Annotated in this window: 24 protein-coding genes, 1 tRNA gene and 3 pseudogenes; 19 read left to right on the top strand and 9 right to left on the bottom strand. The window is 44.7% G+C overall.

Annotation, left to right across the window (positions count from 1 at the left end):
- Positions 1–34 precede the first annotated feature (34 nt).
- Entirely contained in the window at positions 35–1372 is a 1338-nt protein-coding gene (pssA, locus tag AC0L6V_RS07370) for a CDP-diacylglycerol--serine O-phosphatidyltransferase (protein ID WP_265220830.1), read from the top strand.
- 107 nt (positions 1373–1479) lie between these two features.
- Here pssA and AC0L6V_RS07365 read toward each other — a convergent pair.
- Positions 1480–2695 (bottom strand): annotated as a pseudogene (locus AC0L6V_RS07365) (aromatic ring-hydroxylating oxygenase subunit alpha).
- A gap of 342 nt (positions 2696–3037) precedes the next feature.
- Between AC0L6V_RS07365 and AC0L6V_RS07360 the strand changes: the two are divergent.
- Positions 3038–4162 (top strand): FAD-binding oxidoreductase, encoded by a 1125-nt coding sequence (locus tag AC0L6V_RS07360; RefSeq protein WP_321160399.1) that lies wholly within the window; start codon positions 3038–3040, stop codon positions 4160–4162.
- A 268-nt stretch (positions 4163–4430) separates the two neighbouring features.
- The gene (gene gbdR, locus AC0L6V_RS07355; protein ID WP_418138882.1) at positions 4431–5591 is read left to right on the top strand and encodes a choline metabolism transcriptional regulator GbdR; all 1161 of its coding nucleotides are present in this window, start codon (positions 4431–4433) and stop codon (positions 5589–5591) included.
- A 13-nt stretch (positions 5592–5604) separates the two neighbouring features.
- On the opposite strand, the gene AC0L6V_RS07350 is transcribed toward gbdR, so the two are convergent.
- Positions 5605–7035 carry an ArnT family glycosyltransferase gene (locus AC0L6V_RS07350; protein WP_265220832.1) on the bottom strand — a complete coding sequence of 477 codons (1431 nt, stop codon included), beginning with the start codon at positions 7033–7035 and terminating at the stop codon, positions 5605–5607.
- The gene (locus tag AC0L6V_RS07345; protein WP_409419607.1) at positions 7035–8060 is read right to left on the bottom strand and encodes a glycosyltransferase family 2 protein; all 1026 of its coding nucleotides are present in this window, start codon (positions 8058–8060) and stop codon (positions 7035–7037) included. The genes AC0L6V_RS07350 and AC0L6V_RS07345 overlap by 1 nt, the downstream gene beginning before the upstream one ends.
- 155 nt (positions 8061–8215) lie before the next feature.
- On the opposite strand from AC0L6V_RS07345, the gene AC0L6V_RS07340 reads away from it, so the two are divergent.
- From AC0L6V_RS07340 to AC0L6V_RS07330, 3 genes are all read left to right on the top strand, one after another.
- Complete coding sequence (locus tag AC0L6V_RS07340; RefSeq protein ID WP_265220835.1) at positions 8216–8896, top strand: response regulator transcription factor; 681 nt, start codon at positions 8216–8218, stop codon at positions 8894–8896.
- Positions 8893–10158, top strand: a complete 1266-nt coding sequence (locus tag AC0L6V_RS07335; protein ID WP_265220836.1) for a sensor histidine kinase — start codon at positions 8893–8895, stop codon at positions 10156–10158. Before AC0L6V_RS07340 ends, AC0L6V_RS07335 begins: the two co-directional genes overlap by 4 nt.
- A gap of 166 nt (positions 10159–10324) precedes the next feature.
- Positions 10325–11299 carry a pirin family protein gene (locus AC0L6V_RS07330; protein ID WP_418138881.1) on the top strand — a complete coding sequence of 325 codons (975 nt, stop codon included), beginning with the start codon at positions 10325–10327 and terminating at the stop codon, positions 11297–11299.
- 20 nt (positions 11300–11319) lie between these two features.
- On the opposite strand, the gene AC0L6V_RS07325 is transcribed toward AC0L6V_RS07330, so the two are convergent.
- Positions 11320–11748 (bottom strand): GtrA family protein, encoded by a 429-nt coding sequence (locus AC0L6V_RS07325; protein ID WP_265220838.1) that lies wholly within the window; start codon positions 11746–11748, stop codon positions 11320–11322.
- A gap of 86 nt (positions 11749–11834) precedes the next feature.
- On the opposite strand from AC0L6V_RS07325, the gene AC0L6V_RS07320 reads away from it, so the two are divergent.
- The 5 genes from AC0L6V_RS07320 (at position 11835) to AC0L6V_RS07300 (ending at position 13924) form a co-directional block, all read left to right on the top strand.
- Positions 11835–12215 carry an NADPH-dependent FMN reductase gene (locus tag AC0L6V_RS07320; RefSeq protein ID WP_418138880.1) on the top strand — a complete coding sequence of 127 codons (381 nt, stop codon included), beginning with the start codon at positions 11835–11837 and terminating at the stop codon, positions 12213–12215.
- Positions 12216–12220: 5 nt separating this feature from the next.
- The gene (locus tag AC0L6V_RS07315) at positions 12221–12349 is read left to right on the top strand and encodes a hypothetical protein (protein WP_418138879.1); all 129 of its coding nucleotides are present in this window, start codon (positions 12221–12223) and stop codon (positions 12347–12349) included.
- Positions 12350–12359: 10 nt separating this feature from the next.
- Positions 12360–12557 (top strand): 4-oxalocrotonate tautomerase family protein, encoded by a 198-nt coding sequence (locus AC0L6V_RS07310; protein WP_265220840.1) that lies wholly within the window; start codon positions 12360–12362, stop codon positions 12555–12557.
- Between the two features lie 115 nt (positions 12558–12672).
- The gene (locus AC0L6V_RS07305; protein ID WP_265220841.1) at positions 12673–13560 is read left to right on the top strand and encodes an EamA family transporter; all 888 of its coding nucleotides are present in this window, start codon (positions 12673–12675) and stop codon (positions 13558–13560) included.
- 7 nt (positions 13561–13567) lie between these two features.
- A complete protein-coding gene (locus tag AC0L6V_RS07300; RefSeq protein ID WP_409419606.1) occupies positions 13568–13924 on the top strand; it encodes a VOC family protein in 357 nt (118 codons plus the stop codon).
- 48 nt (positions 13925–13972) lie between these two features.
- On the opposite strand, the gene AC0L6V_RS07295 is transcribed toward AC0L6V_RS07300, so the two are convergent.
- The 3 genes from AC0L6V_RS07295 to AC0L6V_RS07285 are packed head-to-tail and all read right to left on the bottom strand — an operon-like array spanning position 13973 to position 17903.
- The gene (locus AC0L6V_RS07295) at positions 13973–15010 is read right to left on the bottom strand and encodes an asparaginase (protein WP_265220842.1); all 1038 of its coding nucleotides are present in this window, start codon (positions 15008–15010) and stop codon (positions 13973–13975) included.
- Positions 15007–16410: an aspartate ammonia-lyase gene (locus tag AC0L6V_RS07290; protein ID WP_265220843.1), complete on the bottom strand. Its 1404-nt coding sequence runs from the start codon at positions 16408–16410 to the stop codon at positions 15007–15009. The genes AC0L6V_RS07295 and AC0L6V_RS07290 overlap by 4 nt, the downstream gene beginning before the upstream one ends.
- Positions 16411–16463: 53 nt before the next feature.
- Positions 16464–17903 (bottom strand): alanine/glycine:cation symporter family protein, encoded by a 1440-nt coding sequence (locus AC0L6V_RS07285; protein ID WP_265220844.1) that lies wholly within the window; start codon positions 17901–17903, stop codon positions 16464–16466.
- Between the two features lie 215 nt (positions 17904–18118).
- On the opposite strand from AC0L6V_RS07285, the gene AC0L6V_RS07280 reads away from it, so the two are divergent.
- Both AC0L6V_RS07280 and AC0L6V_RS07275 read left to right on the top strand, forming a co-directional pair.
- Positions 18119–18301 (top strand): hypothetical protein, encoded by a 183-nt coding sequence (locus AC0L6V_RS07280; RefSeq protein WP_418138878.1) that lies wholly within the window; start codon positions 18119–18121, stop codon positions 18299–18301.
- Positions 18285–18935 (top strand): XRE family transcriptional regulator, encoded by a 651-nt coding sequence (locus AC0L6V_RS07275; protein ID WP_418138877.1) that lies wholly within the window; start codon positions 18285–18287, stop codon positions 18933–18935. The genes AC0L6V_RS07280 and AC0L6V_RS07275 overlap by 17 nt, the downstream gene beginning before the upstream one ends.
- On the opposite strand, the gene AC0L6V_RS07270 is transcribed toward AC0L6V_RS07275, so the two are convergent.
- Both AC0L6V_RS07270 and AC0L6V_RS07265 read right to left on the bottom strand, forming a co-directional pair.
- Entirely contained in the window at positions 18932–19129 is a 198-nt protein-coding gene (locus tag AC0L6V_RS07270) for a DUF2986 domain-containing protein (protein WP_409419604.1), read from the bottom strand. The two genes, AC0L6V_RS07275 and AC0L6V_RS07270, sit on opposite strands and share 4 nt — an antisense overlap.
- Positions 19130–19230: 101 nt before the next feature.
- Positions 19231–19315 (bottom strand) — tRNA-Leu (locus tag AC0L6V_RS07265).
- A gap of 158 nt (positions 19316–19473) precedes the next feature.
- Between AC0L6V_RS07265 and queA the strand changes: the two genes are divergently transcribed.
- The 6 genes and pseudogenes from queA (at position 19474) to AC0L6V_RS07235 (ending at position 26097) form a co-directional block, all read left to right on the top strand.
- The gene (queA, locus tag AC0L6V_RS07260; protein ID WP_409419603.1) at positions 19474–20535 is read left to right on the top strand and encodes a tRNA preQ1(34) S-adenosylmethionine ribosyltransferase-isomerase QueA; all 1062 of its coding nucleotides are present in this window, start codon (positions 19474–19476) and stop codon (positions 20533–20535) included.
- A gap of 32 nt (positions 20536–20567) precedes the next feature.
- Positions 20568–21688: pseudogene (gene tgt / locus AC0L6V_RS07255) on the top strand (tRNA guanosine(34) transglycosylase Tgt).
- Positions 21689–21760: 72 nt separating this feature from the next.
- Positions 21761–22087 carry a preprotein translocase subunit YajC gene (gene yajC / locus AC0L6V_RS07250; RefSeq protein WP_012070335.1) on the top strand — a complete coding sequence of 109 codons (327 nt, stop codon included), beginning with the start codon at positions 21761–21763 and terminating at the stop codon, positions 22085–22087.
- 114 nt (positions 22088–22201) lie between these two features.
- Positions 22202–24054 (top strand): annotated as a pseudogene (secD, locus tag AC0L6V_RS07245) (protein translocase subunit SecD).
- Between the two features lie 9 nt (positions 24055–24063).
- The gene (gene secF / locus AC0L6V_RS07240; protein ID WP_265216698.1) at positions 24064–24978 is read left to right on the top strand and encodes a protein translocase subunit SecF; all 915 of its coding nucleotides are present in this window, start codon (positions 24064–24066) and stop codon (positions 24976–24978) included.
- 129 nt (positions 24979–25107) lie between these two features.
- Positions 25108–26097 carry a serine hydrolase domain-containing protein gene (locus AC0L6V_RS07235; protein WP_409419600.1) on the top strand — a complete coding sequence of 330 codons (990 nt, stop codon included), beginning with the start codon at positions 25108–25110 and terminating at the stop codon, positions 26095–26097.
- The last annotated feature ends 46 nt before the right edge of the window (positions 26098–26143 follow it).

The raw sequence follows: 26143 nt of genomic DNA, 5'->3' as shown, positions 1-26143 counted from the left end.
GTTAGTTAAAAAAATAAGGTAGCACTTCTTTATTATGCCCATTAGAAATTTATTCGCTTCACTGCCTATGTTTGCGGTTGAGCCTGACCAGTTCCATGTTCTGCAATCTGCCCTTAGTTTTCGAGAGTATTTATTAAAAGCGATTCATAATGCGACCTCTAGGATTTATTTGGTGGCTCTTTATCTTGAAAATGATGAAGCGGGCAGGGAGGTATTGACAGCGGCTTATGAAGCCAAGCAGCGTAATCCTAAGTTAGACATTGTTATTTGTGTGGATTGGCATCGTGCGCAGCGTGGTTTGATTGGCGCGGAAAAAGCTGCAGGTAACGCGGCTATGTATCAAGAGTTTGCAGCGAAATATGAATACGATATTCCTGTGTATGGTGTGCCAGTTCGTAATCGTGAAGTGTTTGGCGTATTGCATCTAAAAGGTTTTGTTGTCGATGATACGGTGATTTACAGTGGCGCGAGTTTGAATAATGTGTATCTGCATTATCAAGAGCGTTATCGATTTGATCGTTATCATGTTATTCAGAATGCGGCATTGGCAGACAGTATGGTGGGATTCATTCGCAATGAGATGATCCGTCATCCCGCGGTGAATAATCTTGCAGACGCCGGATTGCCGTCGACGAAAGAGTTAAAGTCAGTGATTCGACAGTTTCGAGTTTCACTGGGCAAATCTGCTTATGCTGGCGAAAAGCAATTTGTCGGTGATCAGCATGTAGCGGTAACGCCTATGGTGGGTGTCGGTAAACGTTTTAATGCTTTGAACCAAAAAATTACAACATTGCTGGCGGAGGCGAAACAAGAGATTGTTCTTTGTACACCGTATTTTAATTTACCGAAAGTCGTGTTGAGGGAAGTGAAGCGCGCTATTAAGCGCGGTGTGAAAGTGCATGTTGTGGTGGGAGACAAAACTGCCAACGATTTTTATATCGCGCCAGATCAGCCTTTTAAAGCCATTGGTGGTTTGCCGTATTTGTACGAGATGAATTTACGTAAGTTTGCCCGTGCAAATGAAAGCCATATTGCGTCGGGTGGTTTGTCGATTCATTTATGGAAACACGAGTCTCATAGTTATCACCTAAAAGGGCTTTGGGTAGATCGTCGTATCATGTTGTTAACAGGCAATAACGTTAACCCAAGGGCTTGGGCGTTGGATTTAGAAAATGGTTTATTGGTGGACGATCCGCAGCAGCATTTGCTGGCAAAGTTTACGGCTGAGTTTGATAATATTCATCAGCATACCCAACGGATTACGTCCTATAGTGAGTTGGAAACCATCCATGATTACCCTGACAAGATTCAAAGGCTGTTGAAGAAAGTCATTCGGACTCGGGCGGATAGACTGCTAAAACGGATTTTGTAATAACAATTTTATAACCCACCAAAACTAAAAAAGCGAATCAAACGATTCGCTTTTTTAGTTTTGGTGGGTGTTTTTTGTGTGGTAAAGCTGAGCAGTATCATGCTGTTTTATTTATCATTAAGGTTTTTTTGAACCGTATTGGAGTACCAGTTCAAAAAGTTGATCACACCGAATTCGTAGGTTTCGGAATACGGTCCAGGTTGGTAACCAATGGAGTTGATGCCTAGCTGGTTGCGTTCACCTAATACTTTGTCCTGTTCATTGGTGGCATCCCACACTTTTCGTAGCGTGTCTGTGTTGTAGTCTACGCCTTCTACGGCGTCTTTGTGGACGAACCATTTCGTGGTGACTATGCTCTCTTGGGCGGAAATAGGTAGCACACGGAAGACGATGAAATGGTCAGATTGCATGTGGTTCCATGAGTTGGGTAAGTGCAATATGCGCATGGAGCCCCAGTTCGCGGTTTTTGATTCGCCCCAAGGTTTTCGTGCAAGCAGCGGCTCCATCTATGGTCATCACCTTAGTGCCTTTTTTAAGTGGCATGCGCACAATTCGGTTGCGCTGTATTTCACCAAAGCTTTGATGTTTGTGAGGAATGCCTTCTGCATCCCATTGCGCGGCTTGGGCGTTGTAGTGGTCGAGGAAGTCTTGTGGTGCCCGCGGGTCCTCGGTGTCGTCCCATTCTAATAAGGTATTCAGCAGTTCAGGGTGACTACCGGCACAGTGGTAGCATTCACGGTTGTTTTCTAATACCAGTTTCCAGTTGGCGCGTTCGTACATGGTCGATTCGACGGCCAGTTTGGTATTTTCTACATCGTAGGGTTCCATGTATTCGTCAAGTGTTGTTAGGAAGTCATCAAATCCATCATCTGGGGCAGTTTTGCCTAGGCAGACAAAGATAAAGCCTCCGCCAGTTCTGCAAAACGCCGATTTTAGGCCGTGTTGTTTCATGTCGAAGTTTTTATTCATTTCTGTGCCAGCAAACAATAGGTTGCCTTTTAGATCGTAAGTCCACTGGTGATAAGGGCAAACCAAGTTGGCGACTTTGCCACGGTGCTCTGTGCAAATAACAGAACCGCGGTGACGACAGGTGTTATGAAATGCATTCACCTTGCCTTCGGCGTCACGTACGATCAGAACGGGGTTTTGTCCAATTTCGACGGTAAAATAGTCGCCTTTTTTCGGAATTTCGCTGGTCATGCCAACAAATAGCCATTCTTTTTGAAAGACCTCTTCCATATCAATTCGAAACATATGTGGATCATTGTAGAGCTGTGCGTCCAATGAGTAGTTGCTAGAACGTTTTTCCAGCAATGTTGACATGGCAGTTTTTGCTTCATCTAGAGAAGCGTGGCGTACATTCAGCAGGTCGTGTTGTTGATTCATCTTTCTGGGCCTTACATGACAAAAAGAGTGATGGACTGTTTAACAGTGTCGTTTGTTGTGAGGCTATATTGGCGTAATCGAGAGCGAAAGAAATGACTATTCACGACACGATAAGATACCTAAATCGACTGGCAATCTCTTGTCTCTTCTGACGTTGGCTGCCATGAGCAACTTATTGTCGCAGAGAGTTAACTTGCATGGCTCAACAGGATCCAAAATGGCTCGAAAAGGTGCGGTTCAATTATTTTAGATACGCTACATTTATTAAGAGACTTCCATATGACTAACTCTACAAAGACGGTGAACGCTGATTATTTGGCACCAGTACATACTCAGACTTGGGTAAATGGACGACATAATGTTCGTTGTGTGAAGGTAATTCATGAAACTTGGGACGTAAAAACCTTTTGTTTTATGGCACAGCAGCCCGTTATGTTCTTTTTTAAGCCTGGACAATTTGTCACGTTAGAGTTGGAAATCGAAGGTAAGCAGGTGATGCGCTCTTATACCATTTCGAGCGCACCATCTGTGCCTTATAGCTTTTCGATTACGGTAAAGCGGGTACCTGGTGGTGAAGTATCGAATTGGTTGCATGACAATATGACAGTGGGTTCTGAGCTAGCGGTTCATGGTCCGGTGGGGCAGTTTAACTGTATCGATTTTCCAGCAGAGAAAGTATTACTGCTTTCTGGTGGTGTTGGAATTACCCCTGTTATGTCGATGGCGCGTTGGTGGTTTGATACGAATGCGGATGTAGACATCACTTTTATTCATAGCGCGCGTTCACCTCGGGATGTGATTTATTCTCGTGAGTTGGACCACATGGCGGCTCGCTTGGATAATTTTGGTTTGTACTTAATTGTTGAGCGTATGGAAAATGGTTTGCCGTGGCAAGGCTACCGAGGGTATTTGGACGCGGCGAAGCTGGATATGATTTCACCCGATTTTATGGAACGTGAGATTTTTTGCTGTGGTCCTGCGCCCTATATGAAGGCAGTGAAAAACCTGCTTCAAGCAAGAGGCTTTGATATGAGCCGTTACCACGAAGAATCCTTTGGTGCAACGCCAGCAGAGGTAGTGGAAGACGCTATTGAGCAAGCCGAAGTCGCGCAGGCAGAAGCCGAAGCGATGAATCAAGCGGATTTATTGCGTGTTGAGTTTTCTGGTAGTGGTAAAAGTATTCAAGTGATTGCGGGGGAGACCTTGCATAATGCTGCGGCAAGGCTTGATCTTATGATACCCAAAGCTTGCGGGATGGGGATCTGTGGTACCTGTAAGGTATTTGTCAAAGAGGGCGAGACTCAAATGGATCACAATGGTGGTATTACCGATGATGATGTTGAGGCCGGTTATGTGTTGTCTTGCTGTACTGTACCTAAATCGAATGTGGTTATTGAATATTGATTTTTATTAAATAAGCGTTCAACAAAAGCGCAATGCTGGTCTATTTTAGTGCGTGATGCTATGTTCTACTGGTTGGTCTTTGTAGAACAGGGGAGAGGTGATTTTGCTTCATTAAATTGCTATTGCTCTTTAAGCCTTGTGATACTTTGACTTTGTATCTCCTTAAAAATAATAAAAGCGCTTCTTGTCGTTATTTAGGAATGCTATCTAGAAAGTGGTCTGGATTTTGCCTAAGAGAGAAAGGAAGCACACATATGAGGACATTGATATGGCAAATAACTCGACCCTAGCTTTTAGTGCAAGGGGCACAACAAGAGTAGGATTTTTACTGCTTGACCATTTTACTATGATTGCGCTTGCTTCGTCGATTGAGCCTTTACGAATGGCGAATCAGTTGTCAGCGGAAGAACTGTATAGTTGGAGTTTGATCTCTGAAAATGGGCAATCCGTAACGGCCAGTGACGGTTTGAGTTTGACGCCAGATCTGTCCATGGAGGATAACGCTGAGTTCGATTTGATTATTGTGGCGGGTGGTATTGATATTACTCGTACTTTTACTGCGAAACAGGTTTCTTGGCTGGTAAAGCAATCTCGTAAAGGTGTTCAATTAGGCGGGATTTGTACTGGTGCTTATGTTCTAGCCTATGCCGGCTTGCTCAATGGTTATCAATGTAGTGTGCATTGGGAATGTTTGACCGCCCTGCAAGAAACGTTTCCTAAAGTGAACTGCAATAATAAGTTGTTCTCCATCGATAAAGATCGCCTGACGTCTTCTGGTGGCAGTGCGCCGATGGACATGTTTTTGAACATGATGACTAAGCAGCATGGTCCTAAATTATCGAATGCCATCTCTGATATGTTTATTTGCGATCGTATTCGCAGTGAATCTGACCAGCAACGTATGCCAATGCGTCAGTTTAATAGTGTGGGTATGTGTACGCCTAAGTTGGTGGATGTGATTGAGTTGATGGAAAACAACTTAGAAGAACCCATTGAGCTAGATGAATTAGCCACTTTTGTGGATGTGTCCCGCCGTCAAATTGAGCGAATGTTTCATCGTCATTTGGATTGTTCTCCTTCCCGCTATTATCTGCGTTTACGGCTTGAAAGAGCGCGCAAACTATTGAAACAATCGAACATGTCGATTGTGGAAATTTCCATGGCGTGTGGCTTTATCTCGACACCGCATTTTAGCCGCTGCTATCGCAAACACATTGGCGTGTCACCTCGTGATGAGCGAAAAATTGCTTGGAAAGGAGAAGTGGCGGAGTCGCTACTTGAAGAAAAAGGGGCGGCTATTATGTACATTGCCCATGCGCAAGATGCGTTAAATCATTCACACAGTGAGCCCCAGTTATGGGTCGGTTGCGGTGTAGTTTGTTGGTTTAGTATGTCAATAAGGAGCCATGCAAAAGGCTCCTTATTTTGAGGAAAACGGATGTCTATGGATTGTGTTCACAATACATAAGACTTTCTTTTCCTATCACGCTTCTCTCTTCACATAGCCAGTTTGCATAGACAGTATGCTCTTTGTTGCCTTGTACGATGAAAAATGGCTTGCGCTGTGATAGTAGCCAAGAATCTAAGTCTGTCGAGCGTTGTTTGGCCTTACCGGCTGAATAGTATTGCGCCGAGAAAGGGCGTTTATGCAGGTAGAATAAATCGCTTTGTGTGGCTTCAGATTGTTGTTTCCAGTTTGCCATTATTTTGTCTTCGGAACGTTTTTCTACCCAATCAAAATGCAGCGCACTGATGAGAATAACCAGTAAAATAGGGGTTATAAATCCTACTTTGTAAAGCCAGTTTGCGAGCGGCTTCTGGTGGTGCAAATGCACAACTAATAGCGCAGTTGCTGGCAGGGCTGGCATCACGTAGCTGGCTAAGATGTTGCCCGAGAAACTGAATAGAATCATTGGTGATAGCATCCATAACAGTAAGAAGCTACCAAAGCCATCAGGGCTTTCTTCCACGTCTTTGGCGTCTTTTATCGAGCGAATCCACTGCCAAATAACCAATGGGCTCCATGGCAGCATGGAAATAAAAGCGTATACCCAAATCGTACCGCGTGTTCTTTCGTGTGCGCTGCCATAAAGGTCGCCTTGCCAGCCGCTGACGATGAAACGTTTAACATGCTCGCCAATGATGAAATAGTCTAAAAAGCCCGGTGTTTTGTATTCTGCAATAAGGTACCAAGGCACGGAAATGAGCAAAAAGAGCAGTGTGCCAACGCCCCAAGGCAAGGTGCGCCATAGTTTTTTCCAACGTGCATTGGGAAACAGCCACACGCTTAGGCTGATGCCAATTAATACCAGCGCCAATGGGCCTTTTGATAGCATGCCTAAGGCCAGACCGATAAAGAATAAATAACCCCAGACCTTGCCTCTGTTGTTCCATGCTTGCCAGAAGCTGACCATGCTAAGGGCGATCGAAAAAGTCAGAGCGGTATCTGTCATGACCGCGCCACTTAAGACAATGAATGAGATGGTTGAGGCTAAGATACTCGCACAAAAAATACCCATGACGGTGGATTGAAAATGGTCTTTGCCAAGTTTGTAAATTAAGCCAATAACTCCCATTCCAACAAGTAGGTGTGGTACGCGTGCCGCAAATTCATTAATGCCAAATAGACTGAAACCTAGGCTGCTGAGCCAAGTGAAAAGAGGCGGTTTTCCCCAAAAGGGCACATTGTAGTCAAACATGGGGGTGATCCAATTGCCTGTTTCAAACATGATGCGCGCCATTTCACCATAGCGTGCTTCAGTGGTGTCCATTAATGGATACAAAGCAAGCGACAGCAAGCGCAGCGTCAATGTGCTGATTAGCAAGGTAAGCAGCAGTTTGGCAGAGGGGAGAGAGAGCATTGGCTTTTGCATTATTCAGCGTCCACAGAGTGAAGAGTTGGTTTGGTTAGGGTGTTTTCCATAAGTACATACAAGGGGCGTTGTTTGGATTCAATGAACAATCGGCCAACGTATTCACCCAGTACCCCAATAGATAAAAGCTGAATGCCGCCTAAAAATAATACGACAAGAATGGTGGATGGATAACCTGCTACAGGATCGCCCCAGACGAGGGTTTTGCTAAGAATAATCAGTGCCATGATAAATGCGATAGCCGATGTTGTCAGACCGGCCATAGTGGCCCAGCGTAAGGGTTTGGTGCTAAACGATGTGATGCCTTCCAGCGCTAAATGGATAAGTTTTGAGTAATTCCACTTTGTGTTGCCTGCTAAACGAGGATCGCGGTCAAAGGTAAGTATTTTTCGGGTAAAACCAGGCCAAGCCAGCAACCCTTTCATAAAGCGCGTTCTTTCTGGCAAAGTGTTGATGACTTGCACGACTTTTTGATCCATCAAGCGAAAGTCGCCGACATTTTCTGTTATTGGGTGATCACTTATTTTTGACATAAAACGATAAAAACAATGAGCCGTGGTACGTTTAACCCAGCTTTCACCATGACGCTCGCGGCGTTGCATTTCGACCACTTGGGCACCATCTTGCCACGCTTTTACCATTTCCGGAATGTATTCTGGTGGGTCTTGTAAATCAGCATCCAATAAAATGACGCCGCGACCTTCAGCCATTTTCATGCCAGCGCTCATAGCAGCTTCTTTGCCAAAATTTCGGCTGAGGCGTAAGTTGCGCACTTGATGCAAAGGATGTTTCAATTGGCTTACTAATGCCCAGCTGGCGTCTGTGCTTCCATCATCAACATAGACGATCTCACAAGGCTGCTTAAGCAAAGAAAGGGCATCACAGACGCGTTGGTGGCACACTGCCAAAACATCCGCTTCGTTTAGGAAGGGAATAATCACGGACACGAAAGGTTGGGCTTTGACTTTGGGTTCTTTTGCGGCCTGTTTAACGTTTGCATATTGTCTGTATTGGATGGCTTTCATGGCGGTTCTCCTGCTCAGGAAAAGGTTCTTGAGCCTCATCCTACTTACTGTCTTGTCGCAAAAAGGTGATTCACTTTTTTTCATGCTGTTGTGTGACAATAGGCCTTTATTAGGCCACTCTTCTTATATTGGCATTTTGGATGGTTGAGATAACGATGAAATTACTATTAGTGGAAGACCATAAAGACATTGCGGGCGTTATTTTTGATTATTTTGAAATCAAAAACTACGTGTTGGATTATGCGAGTAATGGCCTGCAAGGGTATGAGTTGGCAAAAACCGAACATTATGATGCGATTATTTTAGACGTTATGTTGCCCAAAATGGATGGCTTAACTGTCTGCAAATCGTTGCGCGAAGCGGGGATTGATACTCCGATCCTCATGCTGACGGCGCGTGATACCAAGGACGATATTTTATCCGGTTTTGAGCATTTAGCCGACGATTATTTGATTAAGCCTTTTGATTTGGAGATTCTTGATTCTCGATTGCAGGCTCTGGTTCGAAGGCGTAAAGGCAGTGTGGCAAATAAGATGCTGACCTTTGGCCATTTATCATTGGATATGAGTACAAGGATATTACAGCGAGAAGGCAGTCGTTATTCTTTAAATCCCTCTCAATACACGATTTTGAAATGTTTGTTACAAAAAGCCCCTGACGTGGTATCGAAAGAAGAGGTGTGTGATGCGTTATGGGGAGATGAAGAGCCAGACAGCAAGGTGTTACGAAGTCATATTTATCAATTGCGGAGCCTAATAGACCGTCCGTTTGAGCATGCGTATCTAAGAACCGTTTCCAAAGTGGGCTATCGTCTGGTTGCCGAAGGTGACGAATGAAACCGATTAAAACCGCTAAGCAGTTAACTTTTACATATTTCTCTATAGTAGCGTTCGCTATTATTGCTTTTCACTTTTCTATGTTTACTTCAATGATTGAAAACATAGAAATGATTTACGCCGAAAATCGTATGCTTAAAGATAGGAACACAGCCGTATCTCTATTGAATGGTACAGAGCAGACGCATGTGTCTGTTCCACCTTTCTCTGAAGTTTATGTGGGGAAAGAAAATCTACCTGCATGGGTGATATTAAATCCAAAAATGACAAACGATAAACCCTATGAATTAGATGACGGATCCGATACGCCGCTGGAAATTTTTTCAATGCACTCTCAGTTGACTATAAACGGTGAGTTAAAAGATCTTTACGTACTTCATTATGATGAGATTTATGAAATTTCCGAAGAACAAATGTTTGAAACGCAAAGTACGCAGTTGATTTTATCTTTGTTGTTGCTGGTGGTGAGCTTGTGGGTGGTGATGAGAATCTCGGATCGTTTAACGAAACCGCTTGCTCAGCTGTCTAAAAGCCTTGGTGAAAAAACAGCAGCGAATTTGTCTGCCATAGAGTTGCCGGAAGGGGCTGCGACGAGAGAGATTCGTCATCTGGTGGATCGGTTAAACAGTTACCAAGACCAAATCAAAGATCTGATCGAGCGTGAGAGAGCATTTAATCGCTATGCAAGCCATGAATTACGTACGCCTCTAATGGTGATTAAAGGCGCTACCACTTTGTTGGGCAAGTCCGACTCTAAAGTGTTTTTAGAGAGACAACGCGTTCGCATGATGCAAGCATGTCAAGAGATGGAAGATTATATCACTACGCTGTTGTCTCTTACTCGAGATGAAGATTTAGACGCTATTGCGTCGCGTGTCGTGCAATCCAGTGAATACGAGAGTATTAAGCAAACGCATTTGGCTTACCTAGCGGACAAATCGGTAGCAGTTGATATTATTGAAACAGGTCAGGTGGTGACCAAGTTGCCAATTCCTACTTTGCATATTTTAGTGGGAAATTTGTTAAAAAATGCCATGGCTTGTACTGATGAAGGCCATGTGAATATTGTTGTGGCTGAGAATGAAATTGCCGTTGTGGATACGGGCTGTGGCTTAAGTGGTAAGCCAGGTGGCGAAAGTTACGGTTTAGGTTTAATGATAGTGCGGGATATATGTGCTAAGTATCATTGTTCGTTTTCACTGGCGGACAATGTTGGACAAGTAGGGTGTACGGCGAAAGTGGTCTTTCCAACGCCATCATAATTCGAGCGGCTTTGCTGTATTTTTATCTAAAATATCGATCTTTTGAAACCAATAACAGCATAAAACAATCGACTTAGTAGATGATACTATAGGTGCATTCGTTACACTATTTCTTGATGGAGAAACAATATGAGGCTCATCCATTTTAAAACGTATACCACTGCAAATGTTTTGGCCAACGTTTGATCCCTTTTTATTTTGTGCATTTCATAATGATACCTACCCCAAAGCCAACGCTTTTATGGGGCCTGATGCGCCGTTGAACAATCGTCCAATAGGGCAAGATTTTGGCGGTATTGATGGCTGGCGTATGTATCACGGTAAAACGATTCCTGGTTTTCCGGCCCATCCGCATCGTGGCTTTGAGACAGTGACTATTGTCAATAAAGGTTTTGTTGATCATGCTGACTCTATGGGTGCCGCGGGTCGCTATGGAGAGGGCGACACGCAATGGATGACAGCGGGAGAAGGCGTGCAACATTCTGAAATGTTTCCTTTGTTGAACCAAGACGATGTGAATCCTTTGGAGCTGTTTCAAATCTGGCTGAATTTGCCCAGTAAAAATAAAATGGTGCCACCACATTTCACCATGCTTTGGAATGAAGATACGCCTGTGGTTAATGTGCCAGACAGTAATGGCCTAGAGACACAGGTTAAGGTGGTAGCAGGGACTTTCCAGCAGGTCGAGCCTTCGCCTTGCCCACCAAACTCTTGGGCGGCGGACAGTAAAAACGATGTTGCTATCTGGTTGATTGATTTACCAGAAAATGGAGAGTGGGTATTGCCAGCGGCAGGAGCGAATTTGAGTCGAGCTTTATACTTTTTTGAAGGTGAAAAGGTCTCGTTAGATGATGCGAATGCGTCTATTAATGAAGCGTTTGTTTTAAAAAGTGATGCGGCTGTGGTGTTGCGTAATAAGGGTAAAAAAGCCAGATTTTTATTGTTGCAAGGTCGTCCAATTGGCGAGCATGTGGAGCAGCATGGGCCGTTTGTGATGAATACACGTGCAGAACTTCAGCAGGCGTTTCAAGATTATCAGCGTACGCAATTTGGTGGTTGGCCTTGGCCGCGCCATGATCAAGTACACGATAAATCGAAAGGGCGTTTTGCTGAGTATAGCGCGGAACAAGCCAAGGCTTGATTGTTAAAAAGTACAGTTGATTAAAGCTTAGAGGGATAAAATACCCAAAAGCGAGAGAAAACATAATTGAGCATCATGCCTATGGCTACGCCGGGTATCATGGCTAAATAAGGCCATAAAAGAATCAGTGTCGTGTTGGGTGTTGCTGGTGGGTGAGACATTAGTATCAGATAGCAGCCCCAATTGGGCACAAAGGCAACCACTGAGCCGCCTAAAAATTGCAGCCATTGTAATACGGCGGCTTTTTTGTTGTCTTGCTCTGCTTTTTTGAAGGTGATGACGCGGTTCCACCACCAATTTGAGCTGGCAGCGACCCAAAATGCCATGGCACGCGCTAGCAGAGGAGCAATCCACATCGACAGCAGCAGCATGCTGCTCAAGTCGACCAGAAAACCTACACCACCAACAATGGCAAAGCGAAAAAATGTGTGTTTAAAAATTGAGTTCATGATGGCATTCTAAATGGGGAAACATCAAAAAAAGGTGAAATCACCTTAATCTGGATTATTGCTTAACAAACGAAAAAGGATCGAACATGAAAATACTTGCATTTGGTGCCAGCTCAAGTCGTCAATCCATTAACAAGGCTTTGGCTGGTTACACGGCTAACTTGGTGGATGGCGCTGACGTGACCTTGCTGGATCTTAATGATTTTGAGATGCCATTGTTTAGTGAAGACATTGAAAAAGCATCAGGGGTGCCAGCACAAGCGCACGCTTTTGTGAATGCTATCGCACAGGCCGATGCGATTGTGGCTTCATTTGCCGAGCATAATGGTTCGTATTCCGCAGCGTATAAAAATATTTTTGATTGGGCGTCTCGTGTCGAAAAAGCCGTTTATCAAAACAAACCGGTTATTGTGCTTTCTACCTCGCCAGGCCTGGTGGGGCAAGCAGTGTGCTTGCGCAAACGGTGAATAGTATGCCGTATTTCAAAGGTAATGTGGTTGGAAGTTTGAGCGTGCCGAACTTCTATGATGTGATGAAAGATGGCGATATTGTAGATGAATCGGTGAAGCAGTCTTTGGCAGCGCTGGTCGCAAAACTATAAGGAGCTACTGATGCCTTATATCAATATCCGGATTACCGATGAAGGGGTAACCAAAGAACAAAAACAGGCGCTTATTAAAGGCGCGACAGATTTGTTGGTTAATGTGTTAGGTAAAAATCCAGCCACTACCGTCGTCGTGATCGATGAAGTCAATACGGATAACTGGGGTGTTGCTGGGGAGCAGGTAACCGAATTAAGAAAGAAATAAAAACCACTTGTTAGATTCCTGTTTGGAATCCAACAAATAAGTTTTATTCCTTTTACAAATACCGCTCTTGACCGCATGCTAGCGCTTTCTTGTATTCTTTAGGAAGCGTTAAAGCATGTGGATCTTCATTACTCTGTTCGCTGCAGGGTGTCAGTCAGTTCGAACAGCGTATCAAAATACCTTGGCTCGTCAAACTGGTTTCTTGCATGCCACTATGGCGCGCTCTTTGTACGGTATGCCCTTAGTCACTCTGTATCTGGTGTTTTGCTGGTGGCTATTCGGTTGGGTGTCGGTCGAAAATAAGTCTGTTTTTATTGTGGCAGCGACTCTCTGTGCCGTTGCGCAGATTATGGCGACCTATTTTATGCTGCGTGTTTTTCAGTCTGGTAGTTTTGCGCTAGGAACCTTGTTAGCTAAAACAGAAGCCGTGTTAGCGGCGTTAATTGGCTTGCCTTTACTGCATTATACTTTGACGTTCGGGTCTTGGTTGGGTATTGCGTTTGGTGTATTGGGTGCCATTGTGATGAGTGTCCAATGGAAAAATATCAAACAGGCCCATAAAGATTTGTCTTTGTTATTAGGCTTGGCGAGCGGATTGTGTTTCGCCATTACCTCAGTGACGGCGTCTATGGCGAGTCATGCCTTATCTGGTTCGATTATTACTCGCGCTGGTGTCACATTATGGTACGTTTTAGCCTTGCAGTCGGTTATTTTATGCAGTATTCAGATGTATAAAAGCAAAGATATCTTGGCACCATTCAGGCATGAGTTTGTGCTAAGTTGCAAGGTGGGTGTATTAAGCTCGTTAGGCTCCATTGGTTGGTTTACAGGATTCGCTTTAGTCAATCCTGCCTTGGTAAAAACGCTGGGACAAATTGAGATTCTAGGTACTCTGTATTATTCAAAAATGCGTTTTGCAGAAAAAATGACGAAGCAGCAATGGGTTGGTGGCGCTATGATATTGATTAGCGTTATCTTGGTGGTGACATCGACCATTAAGTGAGGGCAGTATGGAATCCAATAAAATTAATTATGTTGAATTACCCGCGCGGGATTTAGCGTTAAATAAAGCGTTTTTTAGCAAAGTATTTGGTTGGGGCTTCAAAGATTATGGCCCGGAGTATTCGGCTTTTGAAAACGCCGGTTTAGATGGCGGCTTTTTTCAAGCGAACTTTTGTTCGAGACCGCAAAATGGCGCGGCGTTGATTATCTTGTACAGTAATGAACTGGACGTGGTGTTTGAAAAAGTGCAGGCGGCGGGAGGCACAATTGAGCAGGTGATTTTTGATTTCCCCGGTGGCCGTCGTTTTCACTTTTTAGACCCGTGTGGTAATGAATGGGCAGTATGGAGTGAGCCTAATGAGTAAAAATATGGCCTTTGCACTGCGTCGTGTAAAGGCCATTTATAAGCATGCTTAGTATGATTGAGGCGTAAACTCACCGCAATAATTAGTATTCCACTTCTCTAAAACACCGTAATAGCTTTCGCCTGTGGCAATCAGCCAATGAAGCTTGCAGAAGGCTGCTTCTAAAGTCATGTCTTTGCCACTTAATACGTTCATTGACGATAGTATAGATCCCGCGGCATAAGCACCTTGAGAAACGCCACCGTGCAAGCATTGCGTTAAATTTACGATGTTTTTCTTGCGCAACATGGCTTCCGTTAAGAAGGATAAAAAGGCTGGATTCTGATCCGGTACATTACCAGCGCCATAGGTCAATAGTACGATGGCTCTGCAGTTATCGTCGTCTAAAAGGCTTTGATAGATAGTGGTTGGCTGGCTAGGATGCAGTGTGATAACACCAACGGCGCCTTCCCTAAAGCTGACAAGCTTATTTTCAAACCTTGTGTCGGACGTATCTCGGTTGCTGTCAATCATGCGAGCTGGGTACAACTGCATGTCGATGGCGAGTTCCCCTAATAAATCATCGTTTGGCGTATGAAAAGCTTCAAACCGGCCGCTACTGATTTTTTGAATACGGTTGCCACGCATCAGTTTGCCATCAAAAACAAGACTGACATCGGCTATTCTATGGGAGATCGCCAATGATAACGCGGCTTGCAAGTTAGAGGTGGCGTCACTGCGATTCATGCCAAGCGGGATTTGCGAGCCTGTAAGGATGATATTTTTCGCGCAAGCACCGAGCATGAACGACAAGGCAGAAGCCGTATACGCCATGGTGTCCGTACCATGAAGAATGACAAAGCCATCATAATCTCGCCAATGGGTTGCTAGAATGGACATTAGTTTTGTCCAATGTTTTGGCGTGATATTGGCACTGTCAATCAATGGCGATATTTCCAGTACTTCAAAAGAGGGAAGGGTATTTAGACTCATTCCCAATGCTATTTCTATACGTTCTTGTAAGCCAGAAGCAGGGGCTAAGCCCTGCTCTGTCTGAACCATGCCTATAGTGCCGCCCGTGTATAAAACCAGTACTTGCGCGCTCATATTACCACCTTACTAGGAGACAGCATGGATTGTGGGCTGAGCAAAATATTCACCTGCTCTTCCGTGAGTAGATTTTCCTCAATAACCAGAGCCTTGACAGTATTGCCAGTATGCAGTGCGGTGTTAGCAATGCGAGAGGCATTGGCGTAACCAATATAGGGCACCAGTGCGGTGATGATGCCGATGCTGTTTTCTACGTGGCCTGCGCAGACTGCTTCATTAGCCGTGATGCCGCGTATGCAGCGAGTTTCCAGCATCTGGCAGGCTTCTTTGAGCATTTTTAGGGAGTTTAGTACGTTATAAATGATCATCGGCTCCATGGCGTTTAACTGTAACTGACCAGCTTCAGCGGCTAAGGTGACTGCAAGATCAGAGGCGATAACTTGATAAGCCGTTTGGTTCATCGCTTCAGGAATCACAGGGTTTACCTTACCAGGCATAATGGAGGAGCCAGGCTGCATAGGAGGCAAGTTAATTTCCCCTAAGCCTGTACGTGGCCCACTTGAAAGCAGGCGTAAGTCGTTGCTCATTTTGCTTAATTTAATCGCAAGGCGTTTCAATATGCCGGAGAAAAAGACAAACGCTCCCATGTCCGATGTGGCTTCCACTAGGTTGCTGGCGGGTACCAGTGGCTTAGTTGAAATGGTGGCTAATTTTTCGACTACCAATTTGGCGTAACCTTCTGGCGTATTGATACCCGTACCGATTGCGGTGCCACCAAGGTTCACTTCACAAAGTAGTGCACATGCTTCACTGATGCGGTCAATATCTTCGCCCAGAGTAACGGCAAAGGCGTCAAATTCTTGTCCCAATGTCATGGGAACGGCGTCTTGAAGTTGTGTACGACCCATTTTTACAATGTGTGCGAATTCACGTCCTTTGGCTTCTAAGGCTTCTTTGAGTGAAGCAAGGCTAGGAACAAAGTTGTCGGCAGCAAATTGAATGCCTAGACACGCAGCGGTAGGGTAGGCGTCGTTGGTGGATTGCGAGCGGTTGACGTCGTCGTTTGGGTGTAGGTATTTGTATTCGCCTTTTTCGCGCCCTAATTTCATCAGCGCAATATTGGCAATGACTTCGTTGGCGTTCATGTTGGTCGAGGTGCCAGCACCGCCTTGGATCACGTCGACAATAAATTGGTCGTGATATTGGCCTTGGATCAAATCTTGGCAGGCATAGACAATGGCGTCGGCTTTTTCTGGCGTGAGCAGTTTCATTTCTTGGTTGGTTCTAGCCGCGGCCGCTTTTACCATCGCCAACGCTTTGATTAATTCAGGAAAGTGTGAAATCGGAACGCCAGTAATGGAAAAGTTCTGAGCGGCACGCAATGTTTGTATACCGTACAATGCGTCAGCGGGAACGTCCATATTGCCAAGTAAATCGTATTCAGAGCGAGTATTCATGATTTGCTTCCTGACGCCCCACTGTTGGTCAGTGGGGCGTTATCTAAGTTGAGTTATTGGTGGTTTTTGTCGTTGATTGACGGGGCGCTAGGCCAAGATGCTTGATCTAGATCCAAATCGGCGAATCGGTTGGCTTCGAACGTTGGCATTTTATTGCCCTGTTTGCGTTGATCGTCAAAGTCTTTCATGATGCGTTTGGCGACTTTAAAGAGTAGAGCAAGCGCAAACAAGTTAACCAATGCTAGTAAGCCCATGCTTAAATCCGCAAAAGCGAATACTGTGCCGAGATCAAGGATAGCGCCGGTACAGCAAAGGCAGATGATGATGACGCGGAAGGCATTCATGTAGAAGCCATGATTGTCGGATTTTGTTAAGTAACTAACGCTGTTTTCGCCCAAATAATAGTTGTACAAGATGGTGCTGAAACCAAAGAGTAGTAAAGCAATACTGACGAACATACGGCCATAGTCGCCCATGTGTGTCGCTAATGAGGCTTGTGTTAGGGCAACGCCTTGGACGGTATCGGTACTACTTGGGTCATACGCACTGCCAAGTAAAATGATCAGCGCCGTACAAGTACATAAAATAATAGTGTCAATGAAAACGGAAAAGGCTTGAACTATCCCTTGGTTTGCTGGATGTGGAATGTGTGCTACCGCCGCCACGTTTGGTGCGCTACCAAGACCTGCTTCGTTGGAAAATAGGCCACGTTTTACACCCATCATAATGGCGGCACCTATGCCTCCACCAATCGCCGGTTCTAGACCAAATGCACTTTTAACGATCATGATCAGCATATCTGGGATGGCGCTTAAATTCATCGCAAGCACGATAAGGGCGATGAGCAAATAGCCACCAGCCATAATAGGCACTAAAATTTCAGCGACCTGTGCAATACGTTTAACACCGCCAAAAATGATTAGGCCAACAATGAGCGCCATACCGATGCCGCTGTAATAAGGTTGTATACCAAAGGCGTCTTCTAGGGAGGTCGCAACGGAATAGGATTGTAAGGTGGTAAAAGCAATACCAAATGTGGCCAGTAGAAGGATGGAATACGTTACCGATAGCCATCTCCAGTGTTTGCCTAGACCGCGTTCGATATAAAATGCAGGGCCACCACGATAAGTGCCATCGGCTTCCGCTGTTTTGTAGGTTTGTGCCAGCATGCATTCGATGAAGCTGGTGGCCATGCCCATCAGGCCAACGACCCACATCCAGAAGATCGCACCTGGACCACCAATTGTTATGGCCACTGCAACGCCGGCAATATTACCGCCACCAACACGACCCGCGACGGATAAGATTAAGGCTTGAAAAGAACTTAAATGTTTGCCGTCCGCCTCATGATGTTTGGCGGTAAGGATGCTGAACATATTGCCAAAATAACGAAATTGTACAAAACGGGTTGCAATAGTGAACCAGATACCAATGCCAATTAATACGGCAATAAGAACCTTGCTCCAAAGTAAGTCGGTGAGAAGGGATAACATGAATGATGACTCCTAGTTTTTTAGATTTATTAAGGGGGAATTCAGACGCTCATTGGAGCGAAAAATTTCTAGGAAAGGGAGTTCGTAAATAGGCGCTATCTGATGCTAGTTGATACTGATGGAGCATCAACTAGCATCATTTTTTAAGTGTTTTTAACAAGAGGATTTATTACACTGCTGGTGTTTGATGTTGGCTTATTTAGGTGAGGTAAATAGTGGCTCAGGATTTTGCGGTTAACTTGCAGTTGTTGTGCAGCTATTATAAATCTGTGGCTGATGTGTGCCGCCGATTAAACATCAATCGTGCGCAATTTAATCGCTATCTTAATGGCACGACAGTCCCTAATCATAGTACACAGCGTCGTATAGGGGAGTTTTTTGGTGTTGAGTCCCAGTGAGATGGCTTTACCTCATAGGCAATTTATTATCTTGGTGCAAGCGCGTCCGATTCGTCAAAGCGAAGATGTCAAAACACTTGCCCCCGAGCAGCAACATTTTAATCAGCTTAATCAGTCCGGCCAACAGGGGTTGGCTAAATATTGTGGTTATTATTTTGAGTATTATCTTTCTATGGCGTGTCCAGGAAAGATTTTGCGTACCTTAGTATATATTGAGTCACAAGGTGATAAAACCTACTACCATAGAACTGAGCGGCTAAATCCAAGGAACCTAAAGAAGTCTTTTCATGGTGTGTATAGTGGGGTAGTGCAGTTGTTGTCAGATCGATTGTTTTTGATCGATTATGAAAGGCAAACCCATGTGGAAATGACCCAGACGATTCTTTATCCGTCTTTTCAGAATCGAGTGGAACGATTAACGGGTTTGCGTTTAGGTGTGTCTGGGAGTGGTGAAAGAGCGCCATGCTGTGCACGTGTCGTGTACGAGTATTTAGGTTTGAATGTTAATAAGAAGCGCGCTATGGCGCAATGCGGTCTGTACGATATGGACAGTGATCAGATAGACAAAGATATTTGCCAGTCAATCAAAAATGATATGAAAGAAGGTGACTGGCATTTTAGGGCGCGATTTTAAGCGTCTTTAGTTTGGTCTGTTTCAGGTGTTTCTGTTGCCGTGGCCAGATCTGGGTTTGCAATGGCTTCCGCTTCCATTTTGGCGCGCTCTGCTTTAGAAATGTACTTTGGTTTTGCTTTTTTTGGGTTCGCTTTCAAATTCGCTTGTTTAATACGTTTGGTAAGTATGTCTTTGATTTTTTTGCGGCGGTTCATGTTTTGTTCCTATAAATGATGCGGTTGTCTGATTTAATAACCCAAGAATGACATTCAAGGAACGAAAAAAAGCCCTGATCAGTGATCAGGGCTTTTTATGTTGGTACCAGTAGGCGGACTCGAACCGCCACACCCGAAGGCAACGGATTTTGAATCCGTCGTGTCTACCAATTCCACCATACTGGCCTTGAAAAAGGTGAGGCGTATTCTAGGTGATTTTTAGGATAAGTCAACTTCTGAAAACAGTATTTTTTATCTTTTTAATATCTGTTGGGTTGGAAGTACCCTTTTGAGTGGTTTTTCGCTAGAATAACGGGTCGTTTTTCCTAGGTAGCTTTCTTTTTATGCGCGTTTCTGATTATCACTTTGATTTACCTGACTCCTTAATCGCTCACTATCCGACGCCAGATAGAACGGCCAGCCGGTTATTACACCTTGATGGTTCTAGTGGGGGAGTGGTTCATCGTCAGTTCCCGGATGTCTTGGATTTGGTTCAGCCTGGCGATTTGATGGTGTTCAATAATACTCGCGTGATTCCTGCGCGCGTCTTTGGGCAGAAGGAGTCTGGCGGAAAAGTAGAGGTGCTCGTTGAGCGAGTTATTAATACAAACGAGGCGCTAGCGCATGTTCGTGCGAGTAAGTCACCAAAAGAAAACAGTAAGTTGCTATTAGGGCAAGACAAAGGCGAGCATATTGAAGCGACTATGGTTGGTCGTTCGGGAGCTTTGTTTCATCTTGTTTTTAATGAGCCTGTTTTAGATGTGCTAACGCGTGCTGGGCATATGCCGCTACCGCCTTATATTGAACGTCCTGATGAAAATAGTGATCAAGAGCGTTATCAGACGGTTTATAATCAAAAGCCTGGGGCGGTTGCAGCGCCAACGGCTGGGTTGCACTTTGATGAAGCTTTGCTAGAAAAAATCAAAGCCAAAGGGGTTGAAATAGCATTTGTTACCTTGCATGTTGGTGCCGGAACTTTTCAGCCTATGAAGGTCGAAAATGTAAAAGACCATATTATGCACGCTGAATATGTGGAAGTTGAGCCTAGTGTGGTTGAGCAAGTTAAAGCCACTAAAGCGCGTGGTGGTCGAGTGATTGCGGTTGGTACGACCAGTGTGCGTAGTCTAGAGTCGGCAAGCCAAGGTGGTGAAATCGCCCCAATGCAAGACGATACCAGTATTTTTATTTATCCAGGTTACGAATTTAAAACCGTAGATGCGTTGGTGACGAATTTTCACTTGCCAGAATCTACGCTGATCATGCTGATTAGTGCGTTCGCAGGTTATGATCATGTGATGGCTGCTTACAAAGTGGCAGTAGAGCAAAAGTATCGATTTTTTAGTTATGGCGATGCCATGTTTATTACACGAAATGCGCAGGCTAAAGGCCCGCAAGGTGAGGAATAAGACGAATGTCTGATAAACGTCCAGAATGTTTTATGGATTTTGAACTTCACACGACGTCAGGAAAAGCACGTCGTGCAACCTTGACGTTTCCTCGTGGGAAGGTTGAAACGCCGGCTTTTATGCCTGTTGGTACTTACGGTACGGTAAAAGGCATGTTGACCAAAGATATCGAGGAAATTGGTGCAGATATTATTTTGGGTAATACTTTCCATCTTTGGTTGCGTCCAGGAACAGAGGTAGTGAAGGCTCATGGAGATTTGCATGATTTCACACAATGGAAAAAACCGATTTTAACGGATTCAGGTGGTTTTCAAGTATTTTCACTCGGTGAAATGCGCAAAATTACCGAAGAGGGCGTAAGTTTTCGCTCTCCCATTAATGGCTCGAAAGTGTTTCTAAGTCCCGAGATTTCGATGCAGGTTCAGCGTGATCTTGGCTCTGATATTGTGATGATCTTTGATGAGTGTACGCCGTATCCTGCGACGCCAGAAGTGGCTGCCAAATCCATGCGCATGAGTTTACGTTGGGACTCAGCGTTCGAAGGACGAACATGGCGACAGCCCATCTGCGTTGTTCGGTATTATCCAAGGTAGTATGTATGAAAACCTTCGAGATGAGTCACTAGAAGGGTTAGTGAATATCGGTTTTGACGGCTATGCCATTGGCGGTTTGTCGGTTGGTGAGTCCCAAAGATGAAATGATGAAGGTGTTAGATCATATCACACCGAAAATGCCAGAAGATAAGCCACGCTATTTGATGGGAGTGGGAAAACCTGAGGATTTGGTGGAAGGTGTTCGCCGCGGTGTTGATATGTTTGACTGTGTGATGCCAACACGTAATGCCCGTAATGGTCATCTGTTTACTTCAGATGGTGTGGTGCGCATTCGGAACTCACAATATCGTCATGATGTGGGACCTCTTGATAAAGAATGTGATTGTTACACTTGTAAAAACTTTTCTCGGTCTTATTTACATCATTTAGATAAGTGTCAAGAAATGGTAGGGGCGCAATTAAATACGATTCATAACCTACGATATTATCAAACACTCATGGCGGGATTGCGTCTAGCGCTCGATGAAGGTAGATTTGACGCCTTTGTTGATGAGTTTTATGCAAAGCGAGGCCTAGATACGCCAGCTTTGAGTGAATAATAAACAAAATTATGTCAATTTCTTTACGTAAGAAATGACAACAGTTTCATAAACCATTGGAGAGTTAACACCATGATCGCATTGATCTCACCAGCTTACGCTGAAGGCGGCGCACCAGCAGATGCAGGTATTTTTAACCTAGTGCTTCTTGCGGGCTTCGTTGTCATTTTTTACTTCCTTATGTGGCGCCCACAAGCGAAACGTGCAAAAGAGCATAAAAACTTGATTGCATCGCTAGCGAAAGGTACTGAGGTAGTAACTGGCGGTGGTGTATTGGGTAAAGTGTCTAAAGTTGATGATAACTATGTAGTGCTTGAAGTCTCTGAAGGCATTGAAATGAAATTTCAAAAGTCTTCTGTTGCTGCGGTATTGCCAAAAGGAACGTTGAAGTCTATTTAACTTTCCTAGAAAGGCGCCTAATGTAGGCGCTTTTCTTTTTCCGATTTATTAAATTTTGAGATGTTTGCACTCTGTTGCGAATAATCATCTCATTTTAGGTGTAAAGGATTTTTCATGCTTAACAAGTACCCCTTGTGGAAGTATTTGCTAATTCTTCTTGTTTTGGCTTTGGGGCTACTCTATGCCTTCCCAAACCTTTATCCGGATGATCCAGCGCTACAACTATCTACCCAAAAAGCAACTGCGGTTGTTGATGAGCAAACTTTGCTAAGAGCAAAGAATGCGCTTGCCAATGCGAATATAGAATTAAAAGAAGCAGAGCTTACCTCTGCTGGCGGTACCTTGCGCTTTAATAGCGGTGAGGACCAACTTGCTGCTAAGCCAGTTGTGGCGGCAGCATTGGGTGATGACTTTGTAACAGCGCTCAACCTTGTTCCTACGACGCCGGAATGGTTGTCTTCGCTAGGAGCTGGGCCTGCTAAGTTGGGTCTTGATTTGCGTGGTGGCGTGCATTTTCTTTTGGAGGTGGATACGCCTGCGGCACTTAAGCAGAGACTTGAAGTGAGTGCCAGTGAGATGAAGGCGGTGTTACGCAAAGATCGTGTGCGTTACCGCAGTGTTGATATAGAAGATGGTGTGTTGTCGGTGCGTTTCTTGCAGTCTGGCGATATGGCATCGGCGGAAGTATTGTTAAAAAAAGAATTTCCTGAATACCGTTATGCCACTCGTCAAGAGACTGATGAGTTTTATCTGGACGTAAGTTTTACCGAAGCCGCTAAGAAAGAGATTGAAGCGTATGCTTTGCAGCAAAACTTAACCACACTGCGAAATCGTGTTAACGAACTTGGTGTAGCGGAGCCGCTTGTTCAGCGCCAAGGTAGTAGTCGTATCGTGGTTGAGTTGCACTGGGGTGCAAGACACTGCTGCAGCAAAACGTATCATCGGTGCAACGGCTAACTTAGAATTTCATCTAGAAGCTGGCTTGGAAGATAATGGCGCAGACATAGAGACTTTAACTTTTCGTGATGGCAGTGGGCGAACGGCGCGTTTAGAGCGTGACATCATTATCACGGGTGACAGTGTTTCTGATGCGAGGCTCTTCTTTTGATGAAAATGGCCGACCACAAGTGAATATTAGCTTGGATGGCAAAGGCGGCAAACAAATGAGTAAAGTGACTCGTTCTGCCGTTGGCCGAAACATGGCGGTTGTATTTATCGAGCATAAATCTCGTAGTCGTTTTGTTGAGACGGACGGCAAGATGGAGGAGGTGCGAAGAAGTTATAGCGAGAAGGGTATTATTTCTTTAGCCACGATTCAAACCACTTTAGGTAATTCATTCCGTATTACCGGATTAGATAGCCCTCGTGAGTCTTCCGAGCTTGCCTTGTTGTTGCGTGCTGGAGCCTTGGCTGCGCCCATCTATTTTGTTGAAGAGCGTACTATTGGACCGAGTTTAGGTGCTGAGAACATTAAGCTGGGGATTAACTCAGCGCAGATCGGTTTGCTGGTTGTTATGTTGTTCATGCTGGTTTACTACAAAGTATTTGGTATCTTTGCCAATGTGTCTTTGGCGTTGAATATTATTCTTCTGATGGCTTGTATGTCTATCTTGGGGGCAACCCTCACTCTGCCAGGCATTGCTGGTATTGTGTTGACGATGGGGATGGCCGTGGATGCAAACGTGTTGATTTTTTCAAGGATTAGAGAGGAATTGGCGAGTGGTATGCCAAGTCAGCAAGCCATTCACTCTGGTTTTAATCGTGCATTTACGACGATTCTTGATGCAAACATCACAACCTTGCTTGTGGCTGTTATTTTGTTTGCGGTAGGAACAGGCCCTGTTAAAGGTTTTGCAGTGACTTTGTCGTTGGGTATTCTAACTTCAATGTTCACGGCAATTGTGGTTACTCGTGCACAAGTTAACCTTGTGTATGGCGGTCGTAAAAACAAGAAACTGTATATTTAGGAGAGCGCCATGAAAGTGACAAATATTCCATTTATGGCAATGCGTAAAATCGTAGCTGCTTTTTCGATTGCGTTGATCCTTATTTCTCTTGGCTCTTTGGCGACTAAAGGTCTGCAGTTTGGCTTGGATTTTACCGGTGGGACCTTGATTGAAGTGGTATATCAAGAGGCGCCGGTATTAGACGACGTTCGTGATTTGCTTGCTCAAAATGGTTACAGTGATGTAGTTGTGCAGAACTTTGGTTCTCCTACTGATGTTGTTGTGCGGATGGCAAATGCTTATACGGCGACCTTGGGTGATGAGGTGTTGTCGACGTTGCAAAACAATGGCTCGAATCAGGTGACATTGCAGCGCTCGGAGTTTGTTGGTGCGCAAGTTGGTGAAGAGTTGCGTGAGCAGGGCGGTTTGGGCATGTTGCTTGCCTTGGCGATCGTGATGATCTATGTGGCTGTGCGTTTCCAATTTAAGTTCTCTGTTGCTTCTGTCGCAGCATTGATTCACGACGTTATCATCACTTTGGGTTTTTTCTCTTTGTTTGAGGTGGAGTTTGATCTGACCGTATTGGCCGCTTTGTTGGCGGTAGTTGGATATTCGCTCAATGATACCATTGTTGTATGTGATAGGATTCGTGAAAATTTTCGTATTATGCGTGATACCACCCCATATGATTTGGTGAATGATTCGATTAATCAGACTTTAGATCGTACTTTAATTACTTCTATGACCACGTTGTTTGTTTTGGTTGTGCTGTTTTTCTTGGGCGGTGAGCCGATTCATAATTTCTCTATGGCGCTGTTGGTCGGTATTATTATCGGTACGTATTCTTCTATTTTTGTTGCGGCAAATTTATTGTTGGCAATGGATGTGAAGAGAGAAGATCTGATTCCAGCTCCGAAAGAAGAGTTAGAGGACGATTTGCCTTGAGCTTTTTGCTTCTCTAAATAGCCAAAAAAGCCTGCTTTATGCAGGCTTTTTTGTGGGCTTTTGCTATGGCTATATTTGTCGGTATTATGGTTATTATTTATTCGTATAACATAAGGTGAATAGTTCAATATGCGTTTTCTGATGTTTGGTTCATTGCTCTTGTTGATTAGTCTTCAGGCTAAGGCTTTGGATTTCGGGGCGATGGATAAAACCGCTCAGAGCTTTTCGAACATTAAGACCGTTCATATTGCGCATAAGGGGCAAGTGGTTTGGGCAAAGGCCTACAATAAGGCTAATATTAATGCGGTGACGAATATTAAATCGGCGTCAAAATCGCTGATGTCGGCTATTGTTGGTATGGCGATTGATCGTGGCGTGATAGAGGGTGTGGATCAGCCTATTGCGTCTTTGCTGGCGGACCAATTTCCCAAGAATCCAGACCCTCGTTTAAATGATATTACCATTGGGCATTTACTTTCCATGCAAGCGGGGTTGGAGCGGACCTCTGGCCGTAACTATGGTCGTTGGGTGGTTAGTGATGATTGGGTTAAAACGGCTTTGTCATGGCCTTTTATTGATGAGGTTGGGGGTGATATGCAGTATTCAACGGGTAACACGCATCTGTTGTCCGCGATAATTATGCAGCAAACTGGTCAGCATACTTATCTTATAGCTAATCAGTGGCTGCAGGGTTCAGGTGTTCGAGTGCAAAGTTGGGAGACCAGTCCAACGGGTATTCCAATGGGGGGGAATCAGGTGGGTATGACGCCTTCTTCTTTGTTGGCGTTTGGGGAGCTGTATCGGCGCGGAGGTTTGACAGATAAGGGTCAGCGTTTACTTTCTAAAGAGTGGATTGCACAGAGCTGGACACCTAGAACGCAGTCTCGCTTTCATGAGGGTGAATATGGCTATGGTTGGTTTATTCAAACTTTTGCTGGTGTGCAAGGGTATTACGGTTGGGGTTATGGTGGGCAAATGATCTATGTGTTGCCTGACTTAGCGCTAACCATTGCGATTACTTCAGAAGAAACGCTGCCCTCTGGTCGAACGGGTTATCGGGATAGTTTGCATCAGATGGTGAGCAGAGATATCGTGCCAGTGGTCAGTGCAGCTCAATGATGAGGATAGAAAAGCCTGCTAAGAGCAGGCTTTCTAGGCTTGTTTG

Source organism: Marinomonas sp. G8-14, assembly GCF_055808935.1.
This window is presented reverse-complemented; position numbering and strand designations above follow the sequence as displayed.